The organism is Rhizobium sp. O111 (assembly GCF_055616315.1).
The window spans coordinates 167,077-188,447 of the sequence record NZ_JBSHXL010000001.1 but is presented as its reverse complement, the minus strand read 5'-3'; the positions used below and the strand labels follow the sequence as shown (position 1 = coordinate 188,447).

The following is a 21,371-nucleotide window of genomic DNA, read 5'->3' as shown; positions in this document are numbered from 1 at the left end:
GTACATGTCTAAAATCTGATCCAAACGGATGCCGTATGACCTCCACAGCCGCCTTCTTCCGCTCCAGCCTGATCATGCTTGCCGTGGGTGTCCTCATCCTGTTCGGCATCGTCGGCTCGTCGCTCTGGCTTGTCCAGGCGAACCGCGAATATTCCGACGAGACGGCATCGCTGCGCCGCGTGCGCAGCGCCATCGTCGGCGTTCTGACAACCGTGCAGGACGCGGAAACCGGCCAGCGCGGCTATCTGCTGGCGAACGATATCGCCTATCTCGCGCCCTATACATCCGCGCTGGAAAACCTGCCGAAGCGCCGACAAGTCCTGCTCGACAACGTCAAATCGCTGCCGAGCTACGCGATGCAGCTCGATGCGCTGAACGCGGCGATCGACGGAAAGATGAACGAGCTCGCCAAGACGGTCGCGTTGACGCGCGAGGGCAAGACGGGCGAAGCGGTGGCGATCGTTCGCGACGATGCCGGCCTCGTCTACATGGACAAGATCCGCGCGATCATCGGCGACTTCCTCGATCAGACCGACAACCGCCTGCGGGTTCTGGTGGAAAAGCAGCTTTCAGCGGCCAGCACGCTGCAATTGGTGACGATTGGCGGCGCGCTGGCGATCCTCGTTGTGCTGGGCGGGGCGATCCTGATCATCGTGCAGCACGTGCGCGACCTTTCGCTCGCCACCAAGGAGGTCGAGGTGCTCAATGTCGGGCTTGAGGCGCGCGTCAACGAGCGCACCGAAGACCTGATGCGCGCCAACCAGGAAATCCAGCGCTTCGCCTATATCGTTACCCATGATCTGAGGGCGCCACTGGTCAACATCATGGGCTTCCTGAGCGAGCTCGACACGGCGATGAAGTCGGTCTCGACCTACGTGCTCGCGGACAACAAGACGCTGAGCGAGCAGGATATCCAGGATGCGCGGCTGGCGGTCGAGGAAGACTTGCCGGAAGCGCTCGGCTTCATCCGCTCGTCGACCCGCAAGATGGACGCGCTGATTAACGCGATCCTGAAGATCTCCCGCGACGGACGCCGCAAGCTGCAGCCTGAGAGAATCGACCTGAAGGCGATGATCGACACCGTTGCCGCCAACGTTCACCACCAGCTCGTGGAGACGGGCGGGACGACAGAAACCCGCGTTCGCATCGGCGCCATCGTCAACGACCGCTTCTCGCTCGACCAGATCTTCGGCAACCTCTTCGACAATGCGGTGAAGTATCAAATGCCGGGACGGCCGCTTAAAATCGATGTCGACGCCTATCCCGACGGGCCCGGGCGTGTCAGGATTGACGTCAAGGACAATGGCCGCGGCATCGCCAGCAACGATCTCGAACGGGTTTTCGAGCTGTTTCGCCGGGCCGGCGAGCAGGATCAGCGCGGCGAAGGCATCGGCCTTGCCCATGTGCGTTCGTTAATCCGAAATTTGGGCGGAGACATTACGGTCCAATCCGAACTGGGACAGGGCAGTACGTTCATTCTGACGCTACCCGCGGACCTCACCAAAATCGTACGGAGTATGGAACTATGAAAGCGACCGGTCAGGAAGTCACGATCGTGATGATCGAGGATGACGAGGGCCATGCCCGTCTCATCGAAAAGAACGTGCGCCGCGCCGGCGTCAACAACGAGATCGTGCCGTTCACGCTCGGCAAGGGCGCGCTCGACTATATTCTCGGGCCGGATCGCGACGGGCTGGTCAGCAAGGATCGCTATCTGCTGATCCTGCTCGATCTCAACCTGCCTGATATGTCCGGTCTCGACATTCTGGAAAAGATCAAGACCAACGAACACACGCGCCGCATGCCCGTCGTCGTCCTGACCACGACCGACGACGAGCGCGAGATCCAGAAGTGCTACGATCTGGGCGCCAACGTCTATATTACCAAGCCGGTGGACTATGACGGCTTCTCCACGGCGATCCGCAATCTCGGCCTGTTCTTCTCCGTCATCCAAGTCCCCTAACGAGTAGCCAAAATCTGTGCGCATCCTTTATGTCGATGATGATCCGGCCCTAGCCCGCCTCGCAACGCGGGTGCTTGCGCGCAGTGATTTCACGGTTGTCCATGCTCCGTCCATCGAGATCGGACTTGAGCTTTTCGCGGCCGAGACCTTCGAGGCCGTGGTTCTCGACCATTATTTCGAGAACCAGACGGGCCTGAATTTTCTCGAGGCGATCGCCGAGATCGGCAAGCCTACGCCGGTGCTATACGTCACCGGATCGAGCGACGCCGACGTCGCCATCCGGGCGCTGAAGGGCGGGGCTGCGGATTACGTCGTGAAGACGGCGACGGACGATTTCTTCCCGCTTCTGATCAGCGCGCTCAACCAGGCGATGGAAAACTCACGACTGCGCAGCGAGAAAGAGGAGGCCGACCGGCAGCTCGTCGTCGCCAAGGAACGCGCCGAACTGCTGCTTGCGGAGATGAACCACCGCATTGCCAACAGCCTGTCGCTGGTTTCGGCGATGATCCGCATGCAGATGCAGATCGCCGGCAGCGAAGAGACGAAGACAGCGCTCAACGAGACACAGAACCGCATCACGGCGATCGCCGGCGTGCATCGCAGCCTCTACACCTCGGAGATCATCGGCGAGGTCGAGCTCGACGTCTATCTCGGGCCGCTGCTGGCCGAACTGCATGGCAGCAGCACGATCGCGCGCGGCATCACGCTGAAATCGCAGCTGTGTCGGATATCAACCACCGCCGACAAGGCGGTTGCGCTGGGTGTCATCCTGATCGAGCTCGTCACCAACGCGACGAAATACGCCTATACGGCTGGCACCGGCGAGGTGCGCGTCGTGCTTGAAGCCACCGACGATGGCTTCGCGGTGCTTTCGGTCGAGGACGACGGGATCGGCTATGACCGCAACGTCGGCCCGAAGGGAACAGGCCTCGGGACACGGCTGATCAACGCCATGGGCACGACGCTCGGCGCCGAGATCAGCTACGGACGCGACGGTAAGGCTGCAGGCACCTATGTCGCCGTGCGCTGGCAGCAGTAAGACATTCCACTCCTGAAACAGTCTGCGGCCTGCCGTCCGAGCGGCACGCCGCAGGTATCATTTGCTTCCTGCCGAAGACGCGCTAAACTTCGTTGGCTAACCGACGAAAAAGCTTAGGAGGAGCGATTTCATGAGACGGATGTGGCCCGAAGAGTTCAACTTCGTTCTGGACAACGCAGAAGAAGTAACACTCGATCTTCCCGCGATAGAACATGAGGACGGCTCGCGCAGCGAGGCAATCAGCCGGCAGGCGTTGAAAGTCCGCATTCCGATGGAGGATTACGAGCGCATCTGGCCGCTGGCGGAAGCGCGCTACCGGCTCGACGGCCGAAACCTCGGCAAAGCGGTGACGCTGATCACCACCAATCCGCATTATCACGCCTGGCACCCTGCCGATGGCGGCACGGTCGACAACGTCACCGAGGGCGGACGCCACTTCACCACCAAATATGTCGTCGTGCACTTCCTGCTCGACGATGTGAGGGAAACGGCGGCGGCCTGAGCCGCCACCCTTCCCACTCGCGGCGATCAGGCCGCGTCCAGAGCCTGGGTCAGATCGGCAATGAGATCGTCTGGATGCTCAATGCCGATCGACAGGCGGATGGTGGAATCCAGAACGCCGATCCTTTGACGCACATCGGCCGGAACGCCGGAGTGCGTCATCGTCGCCGGATGGCTGGCGAGCGATTCCGTACCACCTAGGCTCACAGCGAGCTTGAAGATCTGCAGCGCGTTGAGGAACTTGAACGAGGCCGGCTGACCGCCTTCGATATCGAAGGAGAAGGTCGATCCGGCACCAGTGCACTGCGCGGCAAAGGTGCGGCCGAGCGGCGATGAAGGCTCGTGGTACGGAAGATAGTGGATCTTCTTCACCTTCGGATGCGCGCGCAGGAAGTCGGCCACCGCGAGCGCGTTGTTGTTGGCGCGCTCCATGCGGATCTGCAGCGTCTCCAGCGAGCGGCCTAGCATCCAGCAGGAATGCGGATCGAGCTGCGTGCCGATCGCGCCTCTCAGCGCCTTGACCTGCTTCATCACTGCCTTGCTGCCCAACGCCGCGCCTGCGATCAGGTCAGAGTGCCCGCCCACATATTTGGTCAGCGAATAGAGCGAGATGTCGGCGCCATGCTCGATCGGGCGCTGGAAGACGGGACCGAGCAGCGTGTTGTCGCAGGCGACGATCGGCGTGTGGCCCTGCTTCCTACCGATCTCATCGGCAATCCGGCGCATCATCGCGACATCGACGAGGCTGTTGGTCGGGTTGGCCGGGGTTTCCACGAGGATCATCGACACCCGGCCTTTGGCCATCGCCTGTTCGGCGGCGGTGCGCACAGAGCTCTCGTCGACACCGTCCGCAAAACCGACGGCCGCGACGCCGAGATTGAGGAAGGTCTTGGCAAGCAGGGTTTCCGTGCCGCCATAAAGCGGCTGCGAGTGCAGGACCGCATCACCGGGACGCACGAAGGCGAGCAGCGTCGTAGCGATGGCCGACATGCCCGACGAGAACAGCGCGCAGCTTTCCGTGCGTTCGTAGACGGCGAGGCGATCCTCGACGATCTCGCTATTGGGGTGATTGAAGCGCGAATAGACGAGGCCGGCGCCCTGCCCTGCCGGCGGCTCGCGGCGGCCGGAGACATAATCGAAGAAATCGCGGCCATCCTCGGCGGACTTGAACACGAAGGTCGAGGTCAGGAACACCGGCGGCTTGACCGCGCCCTCCGACAGTTCGGGATCGTAGCCATAGTTCAGCATCTGCGTTTCCGGATGCAGGGCGTGATTGCCGATATGGGTCTTGGAGGGATGCGGCGCGGTCATGGTCGTCTCCTGCTTCAAAGATGGATTGATGACGGCAAATTATATCGAAAGGCGCTTGGTGTTATTGCTATTTGGAGCGCGGCTGCGATGTTGGAAGCAACATCATGCGAGAGCGGGGGAGATTTCGTGCAGAAAGTTGCGGATGAGATGGACCGGCGGATTCTGAAGGAGCTGGCCGGCGACGCGCGGCTTGCCAACAACGAACTCGCCGAGCGCGTCGGCCTCTCCGCTTCCGCCTGCCTGCGTCGCCTGCGGCGGCTGGAGGAGGCCGAGATCATCCAGGGATACACCGCGCTGATCGATCCCGCCGTCAACGGCTGGACGATGACGGCGCTCGCTTCGATCCGCCTCAGCCGGCAGCACGAGGACGAGATCCAGATGTTCGAGAATGCCGTGCGGGAGTGGGACGAGGTGCTGGAATGTCATCTCGTCACCGGATCACGCGACTATGTGCTGAAGGTGATGAGCTCCGGTCTCGACGATTACGAGCGCTTCATCAAGGAGAAGATCGCTCGGCTGAAATGCGTCGACACGATCGAGACGAGCTTCGTGATGAACACAATCAAGGCGCGCCGGATCTAGCGTTTCGCGTCCTCCTGTCCGTCGGCAGGCGCCTCGCTTCAACGGCGGTATCCGCTTGCACCCGCTTGTACATTAGAAGGCCGATTTCGGCACGAAATGCGCCTCGACAGCCACAAAAGTTAAAAAATCGCCACACCGGTTAACGGGTTGTTTACCACGTTCCGTGAAAGGTGACGTTTGAGCATTGGTGTCCTGCATTCCTTCTTTCAAGTCTCGCGTTTTATGGGATGCGCGCCACACGTACAGCTTGAGGAAAGCCTAATTAATTATCCTCTCATGGACGATGCTCTCTGATCCGCATTCGTTGCGGCTCTGACGGAAAAGCCAATGATCGGCCCTGACGAGGGTGCGAACAGATAAGCGAGCAAGAAGATGAACGGATCGCGATCACATTCTCCCCGGCCTTCCGACAGGGCGTCGCTTGACGCGCTGAACCGCACGATCGAGGGATTGGAAGCACGGATCGAAGGCCTGATCGGCAGCGGGGTGCGCGAGCAGCGCAATCGCCAGCCGGCGCCCGAACGCGAACCCGCCCCCGCCACTTACACACCGCGAGCGCCCTACGCCGCCGCCGAGCCGCGTCCTGATCCGCTCGCCGAGATCCGCCAGCGCCAGCGCATGCTCGACGCAAGCCGCGAGCGCGCCGCCCGCGAGACCACCCCTTACGCACCCCGCGAGCAGGCGACGGCCTATGCGGCCCAGCCGGCTCCGGCACACACGCCAGCGCCGCAGCCGCGCGCGGCCGTTCAGCAGCCGCAGGCGCGTGGGCCCGAAGACACGATGACGGAAATCGCCCAGGCGCTCGTCAGCCTGCGGCAGGATCTGAAGCGCGACATCTCCGAGAGCGTCGCCCGCGAAATGGACGCACTGCGCGGCGAACTGCGCGAGATCAAGGCAACCGCCGCCGATCGTCCCTTCGCCGAAGACATTCATGCCGACATGAGCCGGCTTGCCGACAGCATCAACCATCTCGCGGCTCGCTCCGAAACGTCCGAGGCCCATGGTCTGCGCGGTGAGTTCGAAGATCTGCGCTCGCTGATGGACGGGCTGGCGCGCGAGGATTCGCTGCGCCACATGGACCAGCGCTGGGACGGCTTCGAAAACCAGCTGCACGCGCTCGACACATCCGGCCTGCAGGAAGAGCTGGTGGCGCTTGCCTACCGCCTCGACGATATCAAGCGCCATATCGGCGGCATGGGTGAAAGCCCGGCCGTCAAGGCGCTCGAAGACAAGCTCATCTCCATCGCAACGGCGATGGAGCAGTTTGGCAGCATGATCCAGCCGCATGATCGGGCAATGTCCGAGCAGTTCGCGTCGATGGACAGCCGTCTCGACGAAATCAGCCGCGCGATCGCCGCGACGGGCCGCGCCGCGACATCGGGCGACCCGGCTGCCATGCACCGCCTCGAGGGACGGTTGAGCGGCCTTGCCGACCAGATCGAGCTGATGGGCCAGAGCGTGGCAAGCCGCGCCAACCCGGCCGACGGTCTCGCCGAACGTCTGGAAGCGCTAACGGCTCGCGTCGAGGAAGTCGCCAATGCCGAGGCCACGTCGCGCCTCGACGAGCGGCTCGAACATCTGGCCTTCCTGCTCGAAAAGAGCCAGCGGGCCACACCGCAGCCGGAACTGACCGGCGCGCTCGCCGATATCTCGCGCAAGATCGACGCGCTCGAGAATGGCGCCGTCAATGACGCGCTGGCGCAGCGCCTCGATTATCTCGCTCGCCGCATCGACGAGATGGAATTCCAGCCGCAGCAGGCAATCCACACCCCGGTCGACGACGCAGCCTTCTTGCGCATCGAGGACCGACTGAGCGATATCGCCGCCCGTCTCGACGAGAGCTCGGCGGCACCGGCGACCGACGCCAACGCGCTGCGCAATCTGGAAGACCAGATCGCCAATCTTTCCGCGCTGATGAGCGAGCCGCGCCCGAGCACCGAGATCGCCATCGATTTCGACCGCCGCATGGGCGCGATCGAAGATTACATGGCGACCAGCGACGAATATATCGTCGAAGCCGCCCGCCAGGCCGCCGAAGCGGTCGTCGAGGCCTATTCGCGCAACGGCGCCCTGCAGGGCGGTGGTGCCGGCGTCGACATGTCGGCGCTCAATGCGCTTGCTGCCGATCTCCGCCATCTCGAGGATCTGAGCCGCAGCGGCGAGGAGCGCACGCACAAGACCTTCCAGGCGCTGCACGAGACGCTGGTGCATATCGCCGACCGGCTCGACGACATGGAAAGCCGCACGGCCCGTCCGCCGGCACGGATGCCGGCCGCCGATGTCGATTTCAACGTCGATCCTTACGCGATGGCTGATGCCGGCGCCGAGGAAGCCGAGAAGCCCGCCGTGTTCGGCACGCGCGTACCGGAAGCCGTGCGCAAGGCCGAGCCTGCGCCTGAGCCGGCCGCACCGGCAATCGCCGCATCCGAGACCAGCGCCATTGCCATCGAGGCCGCCAGCAAGCGTGCCGCGGCCGCCGCAAAGGGAAGCCTGCTCGTCAGCCTCGGCAAGCGCCTGCTGCCGTCGAAGAAGGCCAAGACCGGCGAACGCGCCGTCATCGACCCGTCGCCCTCGATCGATCCTGTCGACGTGATGCCGCCGGAAGCCGCCAACGAGCCCTTGGAGCCGGGCTCCGGTGCGCCTGATGTCAAGAAGATCCTGGAACGCGTCCGCGCCAGCCAGAATGCCGCCCGCACCAATCCGAAGCCGGCAAGCGATACGGATCGCGCCGACTATATCGCGGCTGCCCGCCGCGCGGCACAGGCCGCGGCTCTCGAAGTCGATCCCAGCGGCAAGGCCGGATCGGTGAAGGGCGAGAAGAAGGCGAAGATCAAGGACCCGGCCAAGGACTCAGGCAAGGGCAGCGCATTCTCGCGCTTCCGCCGTCCGATCCTGCTTGCCGTCGGCGCCGTGCTTTTGGCGATCATGGCGTTTCCGTTGGCCCGCACGCTGACCTCGGGCGCGCCCGCGCCGACCGCCGAGGTGGCCACGATCACCGACGGGCAGAACGCAACGCTGCCCGCAGACAGCGAGACCGCGCCCGACACGTCCGCACCGGTAGCGGCTGCGCCTGAGGCACCCGCTGTCGCGACGCCGGCCCCGCCCGTGGCGGCCAATGTCGCACCAGCGCCAACCGAGCCGGCAGCTCCTGAGCGGCTGACCGAAGCCGCACCGCTTGGCGGCAACGGCGCGCTCGCACCTTCGGGCGCACCGCAGGATACGTCCGCCTTCACCGCCAACAACGCGGCTCCGGCGGCAACCGAGACGGCTCCGGCCGCAGCCGAGATCGCCGTTCCCGACACGATCCAGCCGAAGTCGCTTGCGGATGCCGCGAAGTCCGGCGATGCGTTGGCGCTGTTTGAAATCGGCGCGCGCTACAGCGATGGCCGTGCCGGCGTGACCGCCGACCCGAACCAGGCGCTCAACTGGTACCAGATGGCCGCCGACAAGGGCTTCGCGCCGGCGCAGTACCGCCTCGGCAGCATGTATGAGAAGGGCACCGGCGTTGCCCGCGACGCCAACAAGGCCAAGCAGTTCTACGAGCAGGCCGCGAACCAGGGCAACGCGAACGCGATGCACAATCTCGCCGTGCTCTACGCCTCCGGCGCGCTGGGCCAGCAGGATTATTCGGCCGCCGCCAACTGGTTCACCAAGGCCGCCAATCTCGGCATCACCGACAGCCAGTTCAACCTGGCAATCCTGTGCGCCCGTGGCAACGGCGTGCCGCAGGACCTGACCGAATCCTACAAGTGGTTCGCGATCGCGGCCAAGGGCGGCGACAAGGACGCTTCGCAGAAGCGCGACGAAGTCGCCAATGCCATGAAGCCGGATCAGCTGGAAAAGGCCCGCGCCAAGGCGGATCTCTGGAAGGCCGAGCCGCTCGACAACAAGTCGAACGGCATCGAGGTTCCGGATGAATGGGCCGGCACCGCCACCAAGACCTCCAGCGTCGACATGAAGCGGGCGATCCGCAACATCCAGGCGATCCTGAACAATAACGGTTTCGACGCCGGCCAGCCGGATGGCGAACTGGGCACCAAGACGGTTGCCGCGATCAAGAGCTTCCAGAAGTCGATCGGCCAGGAGCCGAGCGGCAAGATCAACGACGCGACGGTCAAGGCGCTGCTGGAACGCAACAAGGCTCCATCGACCAAGGCTTGATCGAGCGAAGTCTCACACAAAATCCCCCGCAAACCCACGTTTGCGGGGGATTTTTGTTTGATGCGTGCCAGCGCCCTCGCCCGAAGCGCGGTCAGTCCGGCATGATCAGCGAGCGGTGCGCGGCAACGCCGGCCATGACGCCCGCAGCCGACGCCATGGTCGCATTGGCCATCGCGACGGCGGCATCGCCGGCGGCGTAGACGCCCTTGACCGTGGTCTGCTGAAAATTGTCGACACAGATGAAGGGGCCGGTGGGACCGGCCTCCAGCGCGCAGCCGAGCTGTTCGGCAAGCGGGCTCGTCAGATGCGTCTTCGGCGCGACGAACAGGCCGCCGAGCGGAATGACACGGCCATCCTTGAGACGAACGGCTTCCAGTTCCGTGCCCTCTCCCAGCAATTCGACGACCGGGCTGCGGACAATCACGACGCCGCGGGCATCGAGCAAGGCCGCCTGCTCGGGATCGGGCTCCCATTGCCCTTGTGTGAAATAGGTGGTCGGACCCCAATCCGGAATCATCTGCGCCTGATGCACCGACATCGGATTGCCGGCGAGCACGCCGAGCGGCCGGTCGGCGACTTCGTAGCCATGGCAATAGGGGCAATGGATCACCGTCTTGCCCCAGCGCTGCTGCAGCCCCTCGATATCGGGCAGCTCGTCGCGGACACCGGTGGCGAGTACGATGCGGGTGGCGCGTTGCGTGGTGCCGTCGGCGAGCGTGAGGGCAAAGAGGTCGCCTTCCCTGCCGATCTCGGTTGCTTCGCCCTGCAGCTGCGTCACCGTCTTGTAAAGGCCGAGCTGGCGGGATGCCTCGGCGATGATCGCCGCCGGCGCCTTGCCGTCTTGGCCGAGGAAGCCGTGAGAGGCTTCCGCGAAACGGTTGCGCGGCTTGCGCCCATCGATCACCAGCACCTTTCGGCGCGCGCGGGCAAGCTGCATGGCCGCGGACTGGCCGGCGAAGCTGCCGCCGACAATAATCACATCGTAAGTCATGACGTTCTCCTATCTCTCGCATCTTCATATGTTACATGAAAGCCTGCCGTCAAGACACGTAACCTATCTTGTTACAGATGAGCTCTGGCGCTAGATTGCTTGCAACAGGAGTAAGCGAATGAGACGCGACAGCCGCCTTTCGCGCATGTTGCACGTGCTGATCCATATGGACCGGCACTACAAGCGCGCGACATCGGAAACGATATCGAAAATGCTCGGCACCAATGCCGTGGTCGTGAGGCGCACCATGGCGGGGCTGCGCGACTTTGGCTATGTCCGCTCGGAACAAGGGCATGGCGGCGGCTGGGAATTGGCGCGCGGACTCGACCAGATCACGCTCCTCGACATCTACGAGGCGATCGGCAAGCCACCGCTCTTTGCGATCGGCCCTTCGGTTGATCAACCGGAGTGCCTCGTGGAACAGGCCGTCGATGCGAAGCTCGGCGACGCGCTGAAGGAGGCCGAAGCGCTTCTCCTCGAACGCTTCCGCACGGTCACCATCGCCGACATCGCGGCCGATTTCGACCGGCGCATGCCTGAAGGGCGATGCAACATCCACGGCGACATTCACGCGGAACAATCGGCATCCAGTTGAATTTACGTGAAAGGCGCGGATCTTTTGCCGAAGCTGGCCGACAGCACTTGATCCGTTGCCGACCGATCATTTAAGCCTTGGCTACGCCGGGGAGGCGTTCGCGCAGGGATTGTCGCATCATGGAAATATTCACATCCGCCGGCTTGCTGGCGCTTCTGCAGGTCATCATCATCGATCTGGTTCTGGCCGGCGACAATGCCGTCGTCATCGGTCTGGCGGCCGCGGGCCTTGCCCCCGATCAGCGCAAGAAGGCCATTCTGGTCGGCATTCTGGCCGCCACCGTGCTGCGCATCGCGCTCGCCAGCGTCACCGTGCAATTGCTCGAGATCATCGGCCTGCTGCTGGCAGGTGGTATCCTGCTGCTTTGGGTCTGCTGGAAGATGTGGCGGGAAATCCGCGCAAATAATGCCCAGGCCGGCGAAGGCGAGCATGCCGAAGGCTCACAGGTTCCTCGCAAGACCTTTTTCCAGGCGGCCACGCAGATCGTCATCGCCGACGTGTCGATGTCGCTCGACAACGTGCTTGCCGTGGCGGGTGCTGCTCGCGAGCATCCGACCGTGCTCGTCATCGGCCTGATTCTCTCGATCGCGATGATGGGTATCGCCGCGAACTTCATCGCGCGCCTGCTCAACCGCTATCACTGGATCGCCTATATCGGCCTGGCGATCATCGTCTATGTCGCCCTGCACATGATCTATCGCGGCGGCCTGGAAGTCTGGCCGCATGTCGCGGCGGCAACTGCCGGCTGACCTCGAATGGACGGCCCCGTCAGGGGCCGTTGACCAGCTTCAGGATGAGCGCCTGCACATTGCCGCCGTCGCTCATCTCCACCCGGTCGAAATCGCGACCGCGCTGGCGCTGCCTGCCGGATATCTCGCCGAGGCGCTCGGTGAGATTGGCGCGGATCTTGCGGCAATCGGGATCATCCGGCGCGGAAAAGCCAAGGCTCAGCGTCTCGATCTCATGCACCATGTCGATGATGGTGTCGCCATGCACCCGCTCATGCTTGCGGATCGCCTCGATGAAGCTGTTCCAGCTGGCTTGCACCGAAGGCGAGAGCTTGGCGGACGGTTTGGGCAGCGTGTAGATGATCGTCAGCTTCGGCTTGGCAACCGTGAGAATACAGGCATTATCCGGCTGCCGCTCGTATTTGCGTGTCCATGTCAGCTTGAACGTGGTGTGGGCAATCACTCGTGACTGGCCGCCGACCTCGGGGCCGCGCTCGCCGATCGAGCCGTAGAGTTCAGCGCCCGTCGTGCCTGATATCGCGTAGTTGCGCACCTCTTCGGTCGGCTTCCACTGCGCGAGCGCCATAACAGGCATCGACGCGATCAGCGCACCCAGCGTCAACATTCGAATGGCTGATCCCACATCGTTCCCCGTGCTTTGTTCCGCGCGGCCAATCTAGGGAGCTGTCACTTGCCGTTCAATCAGGCCAGCGGGTGTTCGGCCGCTTCCGCGCACGAGTGTGCCGCGATTGTCACAAAACCTGAAAAAAGCCTGATTAATCAGAATTCTTCGCGTATTGAGGAGACGCGGTGTCGCTGATCGAAAGCCTATCGCAACGATTTCAAGCTACGGTGTCTCCTATTCGCCTAAAGTATGGGGCGCATAAAACGTGGGGAACGCAACGGCCCGTCGGGTCGTCCGCAAATCGGGGTCGGCTGTGACAATCTATCTGCCCATCGCAGAATTGTCGGTGAACATTTTCATCATCCTCGGCATGGGTGCGGCCGTCGGCTTCCTGTCCGGCATGTTCGGCGTGGGCGGCGGCTTTCTGATCACGCCGCTTCTCATCTTCTACAACATCCCGCCCGTCGTCGCTGTCGCCACCGGCGCCAACCAGGTCGTCGCCTCGTCGATCTCGGGCGCGCTGACCCACTTCAGGCGCGGGACGCTGGATGTGAAGCTTGGTTCGGTGCTTCTGGCGGGCGGCCTCGCGGGGGCCACCGTCGGCATCTGGGTGTTTTCGCTGCTGCGCCGGCTCGGCCAGCTCGATCTGATCATCTCCCTGATGTACGTGCTTTTCCTCGGCACGGTCGGCGGGCTGATGCTGCTTGAAAGCGTCAACGCGATGCGCCGGGCATCGAAGAACATTCCGGCCGCACCACGCCGGCCGGGGCACCACCACTGGGTTCACCGCCTGCCGCTGAAGATGCGGTTCAAGAAATCGAAGATCTTCCTCAGCGTCATCCCGATCGTGGCACTCGGCTTCGGCATCGGCATCCTGACGTCTGTCATGGGCGTCGGCGGTGGCTTCATCATGGTGCCGGCGATGATCTATCTGCTGCGCATTCCGACCAACGTCGTCGTCGGGACGTCGCTGTTCCAGATCATCTTCGTGACCGCCTATACGACTGTTGTGCAGGCCGCAACCAACTTCTCGGTCGACATCGTGCTGGCCTTCATCCTGATGATCGCGGGCGTCATCGGCGCGCAATATGGCGTTCGCGTCGGGCAGAAGCTGCGCGGCGAGCAGTTGCGCGCGCTGCTTGGGCTGCTCGTTCTCGCCGTCGGCCTTCGCCTTGCCGTGGCGCTGGTGGTCACGCCGAGCGATATCTATTCGGTCGTGATGGGTGCAAACTGATGCGTCACCTGCTCAGGACCCTGCTCGTCTCCTTCATGCTGCTGCCGACGGCGGCCGGCGCGCAGACGCTGCTGCCCGGCCAGGCGCCGCAGCCCGTTGCCGAGGGGCTGGAGATCGGAACCTCCACCAGCGAGATCGCGATCACCTCCGACTTTCACGGCGCGGATCTGACGATCTTCGGGGCCGTGACCAACACCGACAGCCTGCTGCTCGCGATCGGCCAATATGATGTGGTTGTGGTGCTGGAAGGCCCGCGCGACAATGCCACCGTGCGCAAGAAGGAGCGTGTGTTCGGGATTTGGGTCAACACGCATTCGATGACCTTCGAGACTGTGCCGCATTCCTATTCGATGTCGAGCTCGCGCATGCTCGACGATGTGACGACACCGCTTGATCTCACCGATCGCGGCATCGGCATCGACCATATTCCGCTGACGCCGATGGGCTTTCTCGGCAATGCCAGCAATGTCGGCGAGTTCCGTGACGCCTATCGCCGGCTGCAGGAGCGCAGCGGCCTTTATGTCCGCGATCCGAGCGGCGTGCGGTTCGTCAGCTCCAACCTGTTCAAGGCCAGCCTGCGGCTGCCCGCCAACATTCCGAACGGCGTGCATACGGTTCGCGCCTATCTGTTCAAAAGCGGCAAGTTTGTCACCGAGAAATCCGCCCCCTTGCGGGTGATCAAGACCGGCATAGAGCAAACGATCACCGATGCGGCGCACGAGCAGCCGATCATCTACGGCCTGTTTGCCGTGTTCCTGGCCGTCGTGACCGGCTGGGGCGCCAGCGTGGTGTTCCGCAAGGAGTGATCGATCGCCACCTCGGCCGGATGGCCCTGCCCCGGTCTCGCCACGAGATGATCACGGCATCGTCATTGTCTAAAAACCGACCATTAACGTTTACCAGTTAGTAATCTCTCCGACGTCGAGAGGTTTAGTCATGCGTATCCGTGCTCTCCTTGCCGTCGTGGTTCTGGCTGTTCTTGCCGGCTGCGCGACTGCTCCCAAACAGACCCGAAACATCTGCGCGGTGTTCGACCAGCGCGACGGGATGTTCACCAGCTGGCAACGCTCGGCGGAGAAGGCCGAGAAGAAATATGGCGTGCCGGTGCCGATCCTGATGGCGACGATGTATACGGAATCGGGCTTCCAGCCGAATGCGCGGCCGCCCCGCACCAAGCTGTTCGGCTTCATTCCGTGGAAGCGGCAATCGACGGCCTATGGCTATTCGCAGGCGCTTAACGGCACTTGGGACCACTACCAATCGGCAACCGGAAACTGGAGCGCGCGGCGCACCAACTTCTCCGACGCGATCGATTTCATCGGCTGGTATCACTGGCAGAACAGCCAGACGACGGGCATTCAGCTCAACGACGCCTACAGCCTCTACCTCGCCTATTATTCCGGTCCGAAGGGCTATATGCGCGGCGACTGGCGCTCGAATGCGCAGCTGCAGAAAACGGCGCAGCGGTTTGCGGGCATGGCCGCGACCTATCAGCGGCAGCTGCAGGGTGGCTGCAGCTGACTTGAACGACGACGGGCCGGCGGTATCGCCGCCAGCCCGGTCTAGCATTCATGATGAGATCAGGCGGCCTTCGCCGGCTTGTCGATCGGGTGCTGGGCGCGGAAGCCGACAGCCAGGCGGTTCCAGACATTGATGGCGCCGATCGCAACCGTGATGTTCATCATCTCGGCTTCGCTGAAATGCGCCTTGAGTGCTTCATAGTCGGCATCGGGCGCGCCCGTCTGGGCGACCTTGGTGACAGCATCGACCCAGCCGAGCAACGCGCGTTCGCGTTCGTCATAGACCGGCGATTCATGCCAGACGCACATGAGGTTGATCCACTGCTCGCTCAGGCCGTCATGGCGGGCTTCCTTGACGTGCATGTCGACGCAATAGGCGCAGCCATTGATCTGCGACGCGCGCAGCTTGATCAGGTGGATGAAGCGGCGCTCGAGGCCGGACTTCTGGACGTAATCCTCAAGCGCGAGCACGGCCTTGTAGGCATCAGGTGCGGCCTTGGCGAAATTGAAACGCGGTTGCATGGCACTTTCTCCTTTGATGGCTCAGCGAGCCGTTCGACGTTCATGCAGTTCCAGGAACGCGCAGCTTCTGGCTGCGATCGTCCCGTCGTCGATCTCCGCCAGTTCGGCGCCGAGATCGGCAATGGTGGTCTTGGCAAGCTCGGCGCGATAGACGCGCTCGGCCTTCAGCATCGCCGCCGAGATGTTGCACGGCTTCAAAAAGAAACGATCCGGCGCCGGGTTCGGCCCGCGCTGGCGGATCTCGTTGCAGCGAAAGGCGGGCGCAGGTCCCTCGACAGCCAGCACGATGTCGAGCAGCGTGATCTTTTCAGCGGGCCTTGCGAGGCGATAGCCACCTTTCGGGCCGGGCACGGTGTGAAGGATGCCGGCGCCCGACAGCGCCTGCAGATGCTTCAGAAGATAGCTCGTCGAGACCCCGTGAAACTCCGCGAGCGCTGCGGCCGAAAGCACCCCACCCTCGGACAGGCCCGAGAGCATTGCCACGCTGTGAATGGCCTGTTCGACACCGTCTCCGAGTTTCACGCGTTCAACTCCTCAATTCATGGATAAAATATATCCATGATTATGCCGACTGTCAATCTTCTTTCCGAGGCGCCGCAATTGCGCCCGATGCGGTAGACTTTCGGCTTATTCAGCAAAGGCTTGTGAAGCGATTGGGATCAGCTAAGGTTGCAGTGTCAAAACACTCCAAAAGGGAACATCGATGAAAAAGACGATCTTGCTGACGGCCGCGGCGCTTCTGACCACGGCGCATCTTGCCTCCGCCGAAGACACCATCCGGATCGCCACCGAGGGCGCCTACCCTCCCTTCAACTACGTGGAATCGGACGGCAGCCTGAAGGGGCTCGATGTCGATATGGCCAAGGCGCTGTGCGAGGAAATGAAGGCCAAGTGCACGATCGTCGCCCAGGATTGGGACGGCATCATTCCCGGTCTGCTGGCCAAGAAATACGACGCGATCATCGCCTCTATGAGCATCACCGAGGAGCGCAAGCAGCAGATCGACTTCACCAACAAATACTACACGACGCCGCTTGCCGTCGCCGTGCCCAAGGACAGCCCGATCAAGGGCGTTACTGTCGAGGACATGAAGGGCAAGGTGGTCGGCGCGCAGGCATCGACGACGCAGGCCAATTATACCAGCGACGTCTACGCCAAGGGCGGCGCCGAGGCGAAGCTCTATCCGACGCAGGACGAGGCCGTCGCCGACCTACAGAACGGCCGCACCGACGCCGTGGTCTCCGACAAGTTCGTGGTCGTCGACTGGCTGAACAAGGCCGGCAAGGATTGCTGCAAGCTGCTCGGCGATATCCCGGGAAGCGAGACGCAAGCCGGCATCGGCATCCGCAAGGGCGAGACGGAGCTGAAGGAGCGCTTCAACAAGGCGATCGACGCGCTCGTTGCCAACGGCACCTACCAGAAGATCACCAAGCAGTATTTCCCCTTCGACATCTATTGATCGCTTTGTGATTAAAGTGCGGAGCCGTATCGACTTCGCACTTTTCGCTGGCGCGGTTTGAACTACATTCAGGCGGTGGACCAGATCGATAGCGAGCGCCTGATATCCCTGCCTGCCCCCTTTACCCGCTGGTTCGCGGAGAAGGGCTGGCAGCCGCGCAGGCATCAGCTGGAGCTTCTCGCCCGCGCCGAGGCCGGCGAAAGCACATTGTTGATTGCGCCCACCGGGGCCGGCAAGACGCTCGCCGGCTTTCTGCCATCGCTCACCGATCTCACCCGTCGCGGCAAGATACCGCCCGGCTCTGCCTTCACCGGCATTCACACGCTCTACGTCTCGCCGCTGAAGGCGCTCGCGGTCGATATTGAGCGCAATCTGATGAAGCCGGTGCTGGAGATGGGACTGCCCGTCACCGTCGAGAACCGTACGGGCGACACCCCCGTTTCGAAGCGGCAGCGCCAGAAGCTCAGCCCGCCCGATATCCTCTTGACGACGCCGGAGCAGGTGGCGCTTTTGCTTGCCAATGCCGAGGCCGAACGCTTCTTCAAGGACCTCAGATACATCATCTTCGACGAACTGCATTCGCTGGTCACCTCGAAGCGCGGGCATATGCTGTCGCTGGGGCTGGCGCGGCTGCGGCGGCTTGCGCCGAAGCTGCAGACGATCGGGCTTTCGGCGACCGTTGCCGAGCCACTGGAGCTGCAGAAGTGGCTGGTGGCGCAGCCGGAAGGTGGGGAGCGCCATGCGGGCATCGTCACGGTGGAAGGCGGGGCCAAGCCCGATATCTCGATCCTTTCCACGGAAGAGCGCATTCCCTGGTCCGGTCATTCGGCGAAATATGCGATCCCCGATGTCTACAAGCAGCTGCTCGAGCACCAGACGACGCTGCTCTTCGTCAATACCCGCAGCCAGGCGGAGATGCTGTTTCAGGAGCTCTGGACCGCCAACGACGACAATCTGCCGATCGCGCTGCATCATGGCTCGCTCGATGTCGGGCAGCGCCGCAAGGTGGAGGCGGCGATGGCGGCGAACCGGCTGCGCGCCGTGGTCGCCACCTCGACGCTCGACCTCGGCATCGACTGGGGCGATGTCGATCTCGTCATCCATGTCGGCGCGCCAAAGGGCGCCTCGCGGCTGGCGCAGCGCATCGGCCGCGCCAACCACCGGATGGACGAGCCCTCCAAGGCGATCCTCGTTCCCGCCAATCGCTTCGAGGTGATGGAGTGCCAGGCGGCACTCGACGCCAACTATATCGGCGCGCAGGACACGCCGCCTATTGGGCGCGGCGCGCTTGATGTGCTCGCCCAGCATGTGCTCGGCATGGCCTGCGCCGAGCCGTTCGACATGCTGGAGCTCTATGACGAGATCATCAGCGCCTCGCCCTATGCGGATCTTTCCTGGGAGACCTTCGAGCGGATCGTCGATTTCGTCGCCACCGGCGGCTACGCGCTGCGCACCTATGAGCGCTATGCCCGTATCCGCAAGACGAAGGAGGGGCGCTGGCGCGTTTCCAATCCGCAGGTGGCGCAGCAATACCGGCTGAACCTCGGCACCATCGTCGAGAGCCCGATGCTGAACCTGAAGATGGTGAAGCGCGGCGAAGGCGGCCGTATCGGGCGCGGCGGGGCGACGCTCGGCAAGATGGAGGAGTATTTCTTCGAGCAGCTTTCGCCCGGCGACACCTTCATCTTCTCCGGCAAGGTGCTGCGCTTCGAGGGTATCCGCGAGAACGAGGCGCTGGCGAGCCAGGCCTATTCCAACGATCCGAAAATTCCATCCTACGCCGGCGGCAAGTTTCCGCTCTCCACCTATCTCGCCGATCAGGTGCGCTCGATGCTCGACGATCCCGACCGCTGGCACCGGCTGCCGGATCAGGTGCGCGACTGGCTGGCGATCCAGCAGGAGAAGTCGATCCTGCCGAAGCGCGACGAGCTGCTGATCGAGACCTTCCCGCGCGGCAGCCGCTGCTACATGGTGGCCTATCCCTTCGAGGGGCGGCTGGCGCATCAGACGCTCGGCATGCTTTTGACCCGCCGGCTGGAACGATCAGGCGCCAAACCGCTCGGCTTCGTCGCCACGGACTATTCGCTCGGCATATGGGGGCTGGAGGACATGGGCCGGATGATCTCGACCGGCAGGCTCAGCCTCTCCGACCTCTTCGACGAGGACATGCTGGGAGACGATCTCGAAAGCTGGCTCGACGAATCCTTCCTTTTGAAGCGCACCTTCCGCAATTGCGCCGTGATTGCAGGCTTGATCGAGCGCCGGCACCCGGGCAAGGAAAAGAGCGGCCGGCAGGTGACGGTGTCCGCCGATCTGATCTACGACGTGCTCAGGACCCATGAGCCCGACCACATCCTGCTGCAGGCGACGCGGCAGGATGCGGCGACCGGGCTTTTGGACATCGGCCGTCTTGGCGATATGCTGAAGCGAATCAAGGGGCACATTACCCACCGCCCGCTGGAGCACATCTCGCCGCTCGCCGTGCCTGTGATGCTGGAGATCGGCAAGGAGCATGTGCATGGCGAGGCGCAGGATGTTCTGCTGGCGGAAGCCGCGGACGATCTGATTGCCGAGGCTTTGGAGTAAAGTCCCCTCCCCACAAGGGGGAGGGACTTACCCGTCGCACCGCCGAGGTCACGGTAATGGCAGAGCGGCGCCACACGTTTTCTCTCCCCTTGTGGGAGAGATGCCCGGCAGGGCAGAGAGGGCCTTTTGGCCGTCCTCCCCGCCTAGATACTGGAAAGAAACGAACTGATGAACCGGCTGGCGCTGGCGCGGGAACTGAACGGGATTGCGGCGATGCCGGGCGTGGAAACGTCCGTGCATGGGGTCGCGGCCGTGTGCGATCCGCTTGGCGGGCTCTATCTTCCTGATACCGGCGTTCTCGTCGTTTCCGACCTGCATCTTGAGAAAGGTGCCGCCTTTGCCCGGCGCGGCATGATGCTGCCGCCTTATGACACGCTGGCGACGCTGACGGTGCTCTCCGCCGTCATTACCCGCTACGATCCGAAGCTGGTGATCTCCCTCGGCGACAATTTTCACGATCGCATCGGCTCGGCGCATATGCCGGAGACATTCCGCACGCTGATTTCGGATATGGCGCGCGGGCGCGAGTGGATCTGGATCAACGGCAACCATGACCCTGACGGCACCGTCGATCTGCCCGGTGCCTGCGCCGATGAGTTGACTTACGGCGGACTCACCTTCCGACACGAGCCGAAGGACGGGTTGCAGAGCGGCGAGATCGCGGGGCACCTGCATCCTTCCGCCACCGTGCGCCGGCGCGAGAAATCCATACGCCGGCCGTGTTTTGCCACCGATGGCGCAAGGCTGCTGATGCCGGCTTTCGGCGTGATGAGCGGGGGGCTCGATCTACGCCACAAGGCGATGAAGGGACTGTTCGACCAGCCGTCGCTGATCGCGCACCTGCTCGGGCGCGACCGGATCTATTCGGTCCGGTTCGGCAATCTGCTTGGCTAGCGCTTAGAGCGCGACGTAGCGGTCGGCGCGGTGGTTGATCGTCAGGAAGAGATTGAGCACCACGGCGCCGAGCACGGAATAGAACACGACCGACGGCGTGGTGACGAAGAAGGCGGCCGCCAGCACGCAGAGATCGACGGCCATCTGCACGAGACCGGCGCGGATGCCGAAGCGCTCCTGCATGTAGATGCCGAGAATGCCGACGCCGCCGAGGCTGGCGCGGTGGCGATAGAGCGCCAATAGGCCGAAGCCGAGGAGAAGGCCGCCCAGAAGGGCTGCCCAGGCCGGATGGATCGTCGCGATGCTCATCACATTCGGCTGCAGGCTGGTCAGCAGCGCGGTCAGGCCGATGGCGATGAAGGTCTTGATGGTGAAGGACACACCGAGGCGCTTCCACGAGAGATAGAAGAACGGCAGGTTGAGCAGGAAGAAGGCGAGGCCGAAATTGATCCCGAAGGCATAGTGCACGAGGAAGGCGATGCCCGCCGTGCTGCCGGTGAGCAAGCCGGCGCTTGCCAGCACATAAAGGCCAAGGGCGGCGACGAGGCTGCCGGAGAAAATGCCCTGCACGTCTTCGACGGGGGTGTGGCGCGTGGCGCTCGTGTTCCAGAAGCCAAGGGCATTGATGAGCTGAGTCATGTCGCTAATCTCCAACGGCAG

20 protein-coding genes are annotated in these 21,371 nt (G+C 63.2%); 14 read left to right on the top strand and 6 right to left on the bottom strand.

Translation table 11 applies throughout. From position 1 onward, the window contains the following. Positions 1-35 precede the first annotated feature (35 nt). From ACVTFQ_RS00945 to ACVTFQ_RS00930, 4 genes are all read left to right on the top strand, one after another. The gene (locus ACVTFQ_RS00945) at positions 36-1,529 is read left to right on the top strand and encodes a sensor histidine kinase (RefSeq protein WP_111561669.1); all 1,494 of its coding nucleotides are present in this window, start codon (positions 36-38) and stop codon (positions 1,527-1,529) included. Then, a complete protein-coding gene (locus tag ACVTFQ_RS00940; protein ID WP_047507275.1) occupies positions 1,526-1,963 on the top strand; it encodes a response regulator in 438 nt (145 codons plus the stop codon). The genes ACVTFQ_RS00945 and ACVTFQ_RS00940 overlap by 4 nt, the downstream gene beginning before the upstream one ends. Positions 1,964-1,979: 16 nt before the next feature. Then, entirely contained in the window at positions 1,980-3,002 is a 1,023-nt protein-coding gene (locus ACVTFQ_RS00935; RefSeq protein ID WP_111561668.1) for a sensor histidine kinase, read from the top strand. 130 nt (positions 3,003-3,132) lie between these two features. Then, positions 3,133-3,504 (top strand): hypothetical protein, encoded by a 372-nt coding sequence (locus ACVTFQ_RS00930; protein ID WP_111561667.1) that lies wholly within the window; start codon positions 3,133-3,135, stop codon positions 3,502-3,504. A 26-nt stretch (positions 3,505-3,530) separates the two neighbouring features. Here the strand turns inward: ACVTFQ_RS00930 and ACVTFQ_RS00925 are convergent, their stop codons facing one another. Then, positions 3,531-4,814 (bottom strand): cystathionine gamma-synthase family protein, encoded by a 1,284-nt coding sequence (locus tag ACVTFQ_RS00925; protein ID WP_111561666.1) that lies wholly within the window; start codon positions 4,812-4,814, stop codon positions 3,531-3,533. Positions 4,815-4,961: 147 nt separating this feature from the next. Here ACVTFQ_RS00925 and ACVTFQ_RS00920 point away from each other — a divergent pair, with 147 nt between their 5' ends. Together ACVTFQ_RS00920 and ACVTFQ_RS00915 are read left to right on the top strand one after the other, a co-directional pair. Then, positions 4,962-5,396: an Lrp/AsnC family transcriptional regulator gene (locus ACVTFQ_RS00920; protein WP_018898347.1), complete on the top strand. Its 435-nt coding sequence runs from the start codon at positions 4,962-4,964 to the stop codon at positions 5,394-5,396. Positions 5,397-5,768: 372 nt separating this feature from the next. Continuing rightward, entirely contained in the window at positions 5,769-9,557 is a 3,789-nt protein-coding gene (locus tag ACVTFQ_RS00915) for a peptidoglycan-binding protein (RefSeq protein ID WP_112435654.1), read from the top strand. A 91-nt stretch (positions 9,558-9,648) separates the two neighbouring features. On the opposite strand, the gene ACVTFQ_RS00910 is transcribed toward ACVTFQ_RS00915, so the two are convergent. After that, positions 9,649-10,548 carry an NAD(P)/FAD-dependent oxidoreductase gene (locus ACVTFQ_RS00910; RefSeq protein WP_111561664.1) on the bottom strand — a complete coding sequence of 300 codons (900 nt, stop codon included), beginning with the start codon at positions 10,546-10,548 and terminating at the stop codon, positions 9,649-9,651. 118 nt (positions 10,549-10,666) lie between these two features. On the opposite strand from ACVTFQ_RS00910, the gene ACVTFQ_RS00905 reads away from it, so the two are divergent. Together ACVTFQ_RS00905 and ACVTFQ_RS00900 are read left to right on the top strand one after the other, a co-directional pair. Beyond that, complete coding sequence (locus ACVTFQ_RS00905; RefSeq protein WP_111561663.1) at positions 10,667-11,143, top strand: RrF2 family transcriptional regulator; 477 nt, start codon at positions 10,667-10,669, stop codon at positions 11,141-11,143. A 119-nt stretch (positions 11,144-11,262) separates the two neighbouring features. Further along, positions 11,263-11,892, top strand: a complete 630-nt coding sequence (locus ACVTFQ_RS00900; RefSeq protein WP_111561662.1) for a TerC family protein — start codon at positions 11,263-11,265, stop codon at positions 11,890-11,892. Positions 11,893-11,911: 19 nt separating this feature from the next. On the opposite strand, the gene ACVTFQ_RS00895 is transcribed toward ACVTFQ_RS00900, so the two are convergent. Beyond that, a complete protein-coding gene (locus ACVTFQ_RS00895) occupies positions 11,912-12,496 on the bottom strand; it encodes a DUF922 domain-containing Zn-dependent protease (protein WP_181459212.1) in 585 nt (194 codons plus the stop codon). A gap of 313 nt (positions 12,497-12,809) precedes the next feature. Between ACVTFQ_RS00895 and ACVTFQ_RS00890 the strand changes: the two genes are divergently transcribed. The 3 genes from ACVTFQ_RS00890 (at position 12,810) to ACVTFQ_RS00880 (ending at position 15,251) form a co-directional block, all read left to right on the top strand. Next, positions 12,810-13,730 carry a sulfite exporter TauE/SafE family protein gene (locus ACVTFQ_RS00890; RefSeq protein WP_018898341.1) on the top strand — a complete coding sequence of 307 codons (921 nt, stop codon included), beginning with the start codon at positions 12,810-12,812 and terminating at the stop codon, positions 13,728-13,730. Next, positions 13,730-14,536, top strand: a complete 807-nt coding sequence (locus ACVTFQ_RS00885) for a TIGR02186 family protein (RefSeq protein ID WP_111561661.1) — start codon at positions 13,730-13,732, stop codon at positions 14,534-14,536. Before ACVTFQ_RS00890 ends, ACVTFQ_RS00885 begins: the two co-directional genes overlap by 1 nt. A 130-nt stretch (positions 14,537-14,666) precedes the next feature. Beyond that, on the top strand, positions 14,667-15,251 hold the full coding sequence (locus tag ACVTFQ_RS00880) for a transglycosylase SLT domain-containing protein (RefSeq protein ID WP_111561660.1): 585 nt from the start codon (positions 14,667-14,669) through the stop codon (positions 15,249-15,251). 59 nt (positions 15,252-15,310) lie between these two features. On the opposite strand, the gene ACVTFQ_RS00875 is transcribed toward ACVTFQ_RS00880, so the two are convergent. Together ACVTFQ_RS00875 and ACVTFQ_RS00870 are read right to left on the bottom strand one after the other, a co-directional pair. Beyond that, positions 15,311-15,772, bottom strand: coding sequence for a carboxymuconolactone decarboxylase family protein (locus ACVTFQ_RS00875; RefSeq protein ID WP_018898338.1), 462 nt, complete (start codon positions 15,770-15,772; stop codon positions 15,311-15,313). Between the two features lie 21 nt (positions 15,773-15,793). Continuing rightward, positions 15,794-16,294, bottom strand: a complete 501-nt coding sequence (locus ACVTFQ_RS00870; protein WP_111561659.1) for an RrF2 family transcriptional regulator — start codon at positions 16,292-16,294, stop codon at positions 15,794-15,796. Between the two features lie 181 nt (positions 16,295-16,475). Here ACVTFQ_RS00870 and ACVTFQ_RS00865 point away from each other — a divergent pair, with 181 nt between their 5' ends. From ACVTFQ_RS00865 to pdeM, 3 genes are all read left to right on the top strand, one after another. Continuing rightward, positions 16,476-17,231 carry an ABC transporter substrate-binding protein gene (locus tag ACVTFQ_RS00865; RefSeq protein WP_112435653.1) on the top strand — a complete coding sequence of 252 codons (756 nt, stop codon included), beginning with the start codon at positions 16,476-16,478 and terminating at the stop codon, positions 17,229-17,231. A 75-nt stretch (positions 17,232-17,306) separates the two neighbouring features. Then, positions 17,307-19,817, top strand: a complete 2,511-nt coding sequence (locus ACVTFQ_RS00860; RefSeq protein WP_111561931.1) for a ligase-associated DNA damage response DEXH box helicase — start codon at positions 17,307-17,309, stop codon at positions 19,815-19,817. Positions 19,818-19,985: 168 nt separating this feature from the next. Next, positions 19,986-20,711 carry a ligase-associated DNA damage response endonuclease PdeM gene (gene pdeM / locus ACVTFQ_RS00855; RefSeq protein WP_111561657.1) on the top strand — a complete coding sequence of 242 codons (726 nt, stop codon included), beginning with the start codon at positions 19,986-19,988 and terminating at the stop codon, positions 20,709-20,711. Positions 20,712-20,714: 3 nt separating this feature from the next. On the opposite strand, the gene ACVTFQ_RS00850 is transcribed toward pdeM, so the two are convergent. Beyond that, a complete protein-coding gene (locus tag ACVTFQ_RS00850) occupies positions 20,715-21,350 on the bottom strand; it encodes a YitT family protein (protein WP_111561656.1) in 636 nt (211 codons plus the stop codon). Between the last annotated feature and the right edge of the window lie 21 nt (positions 21,351-21,371).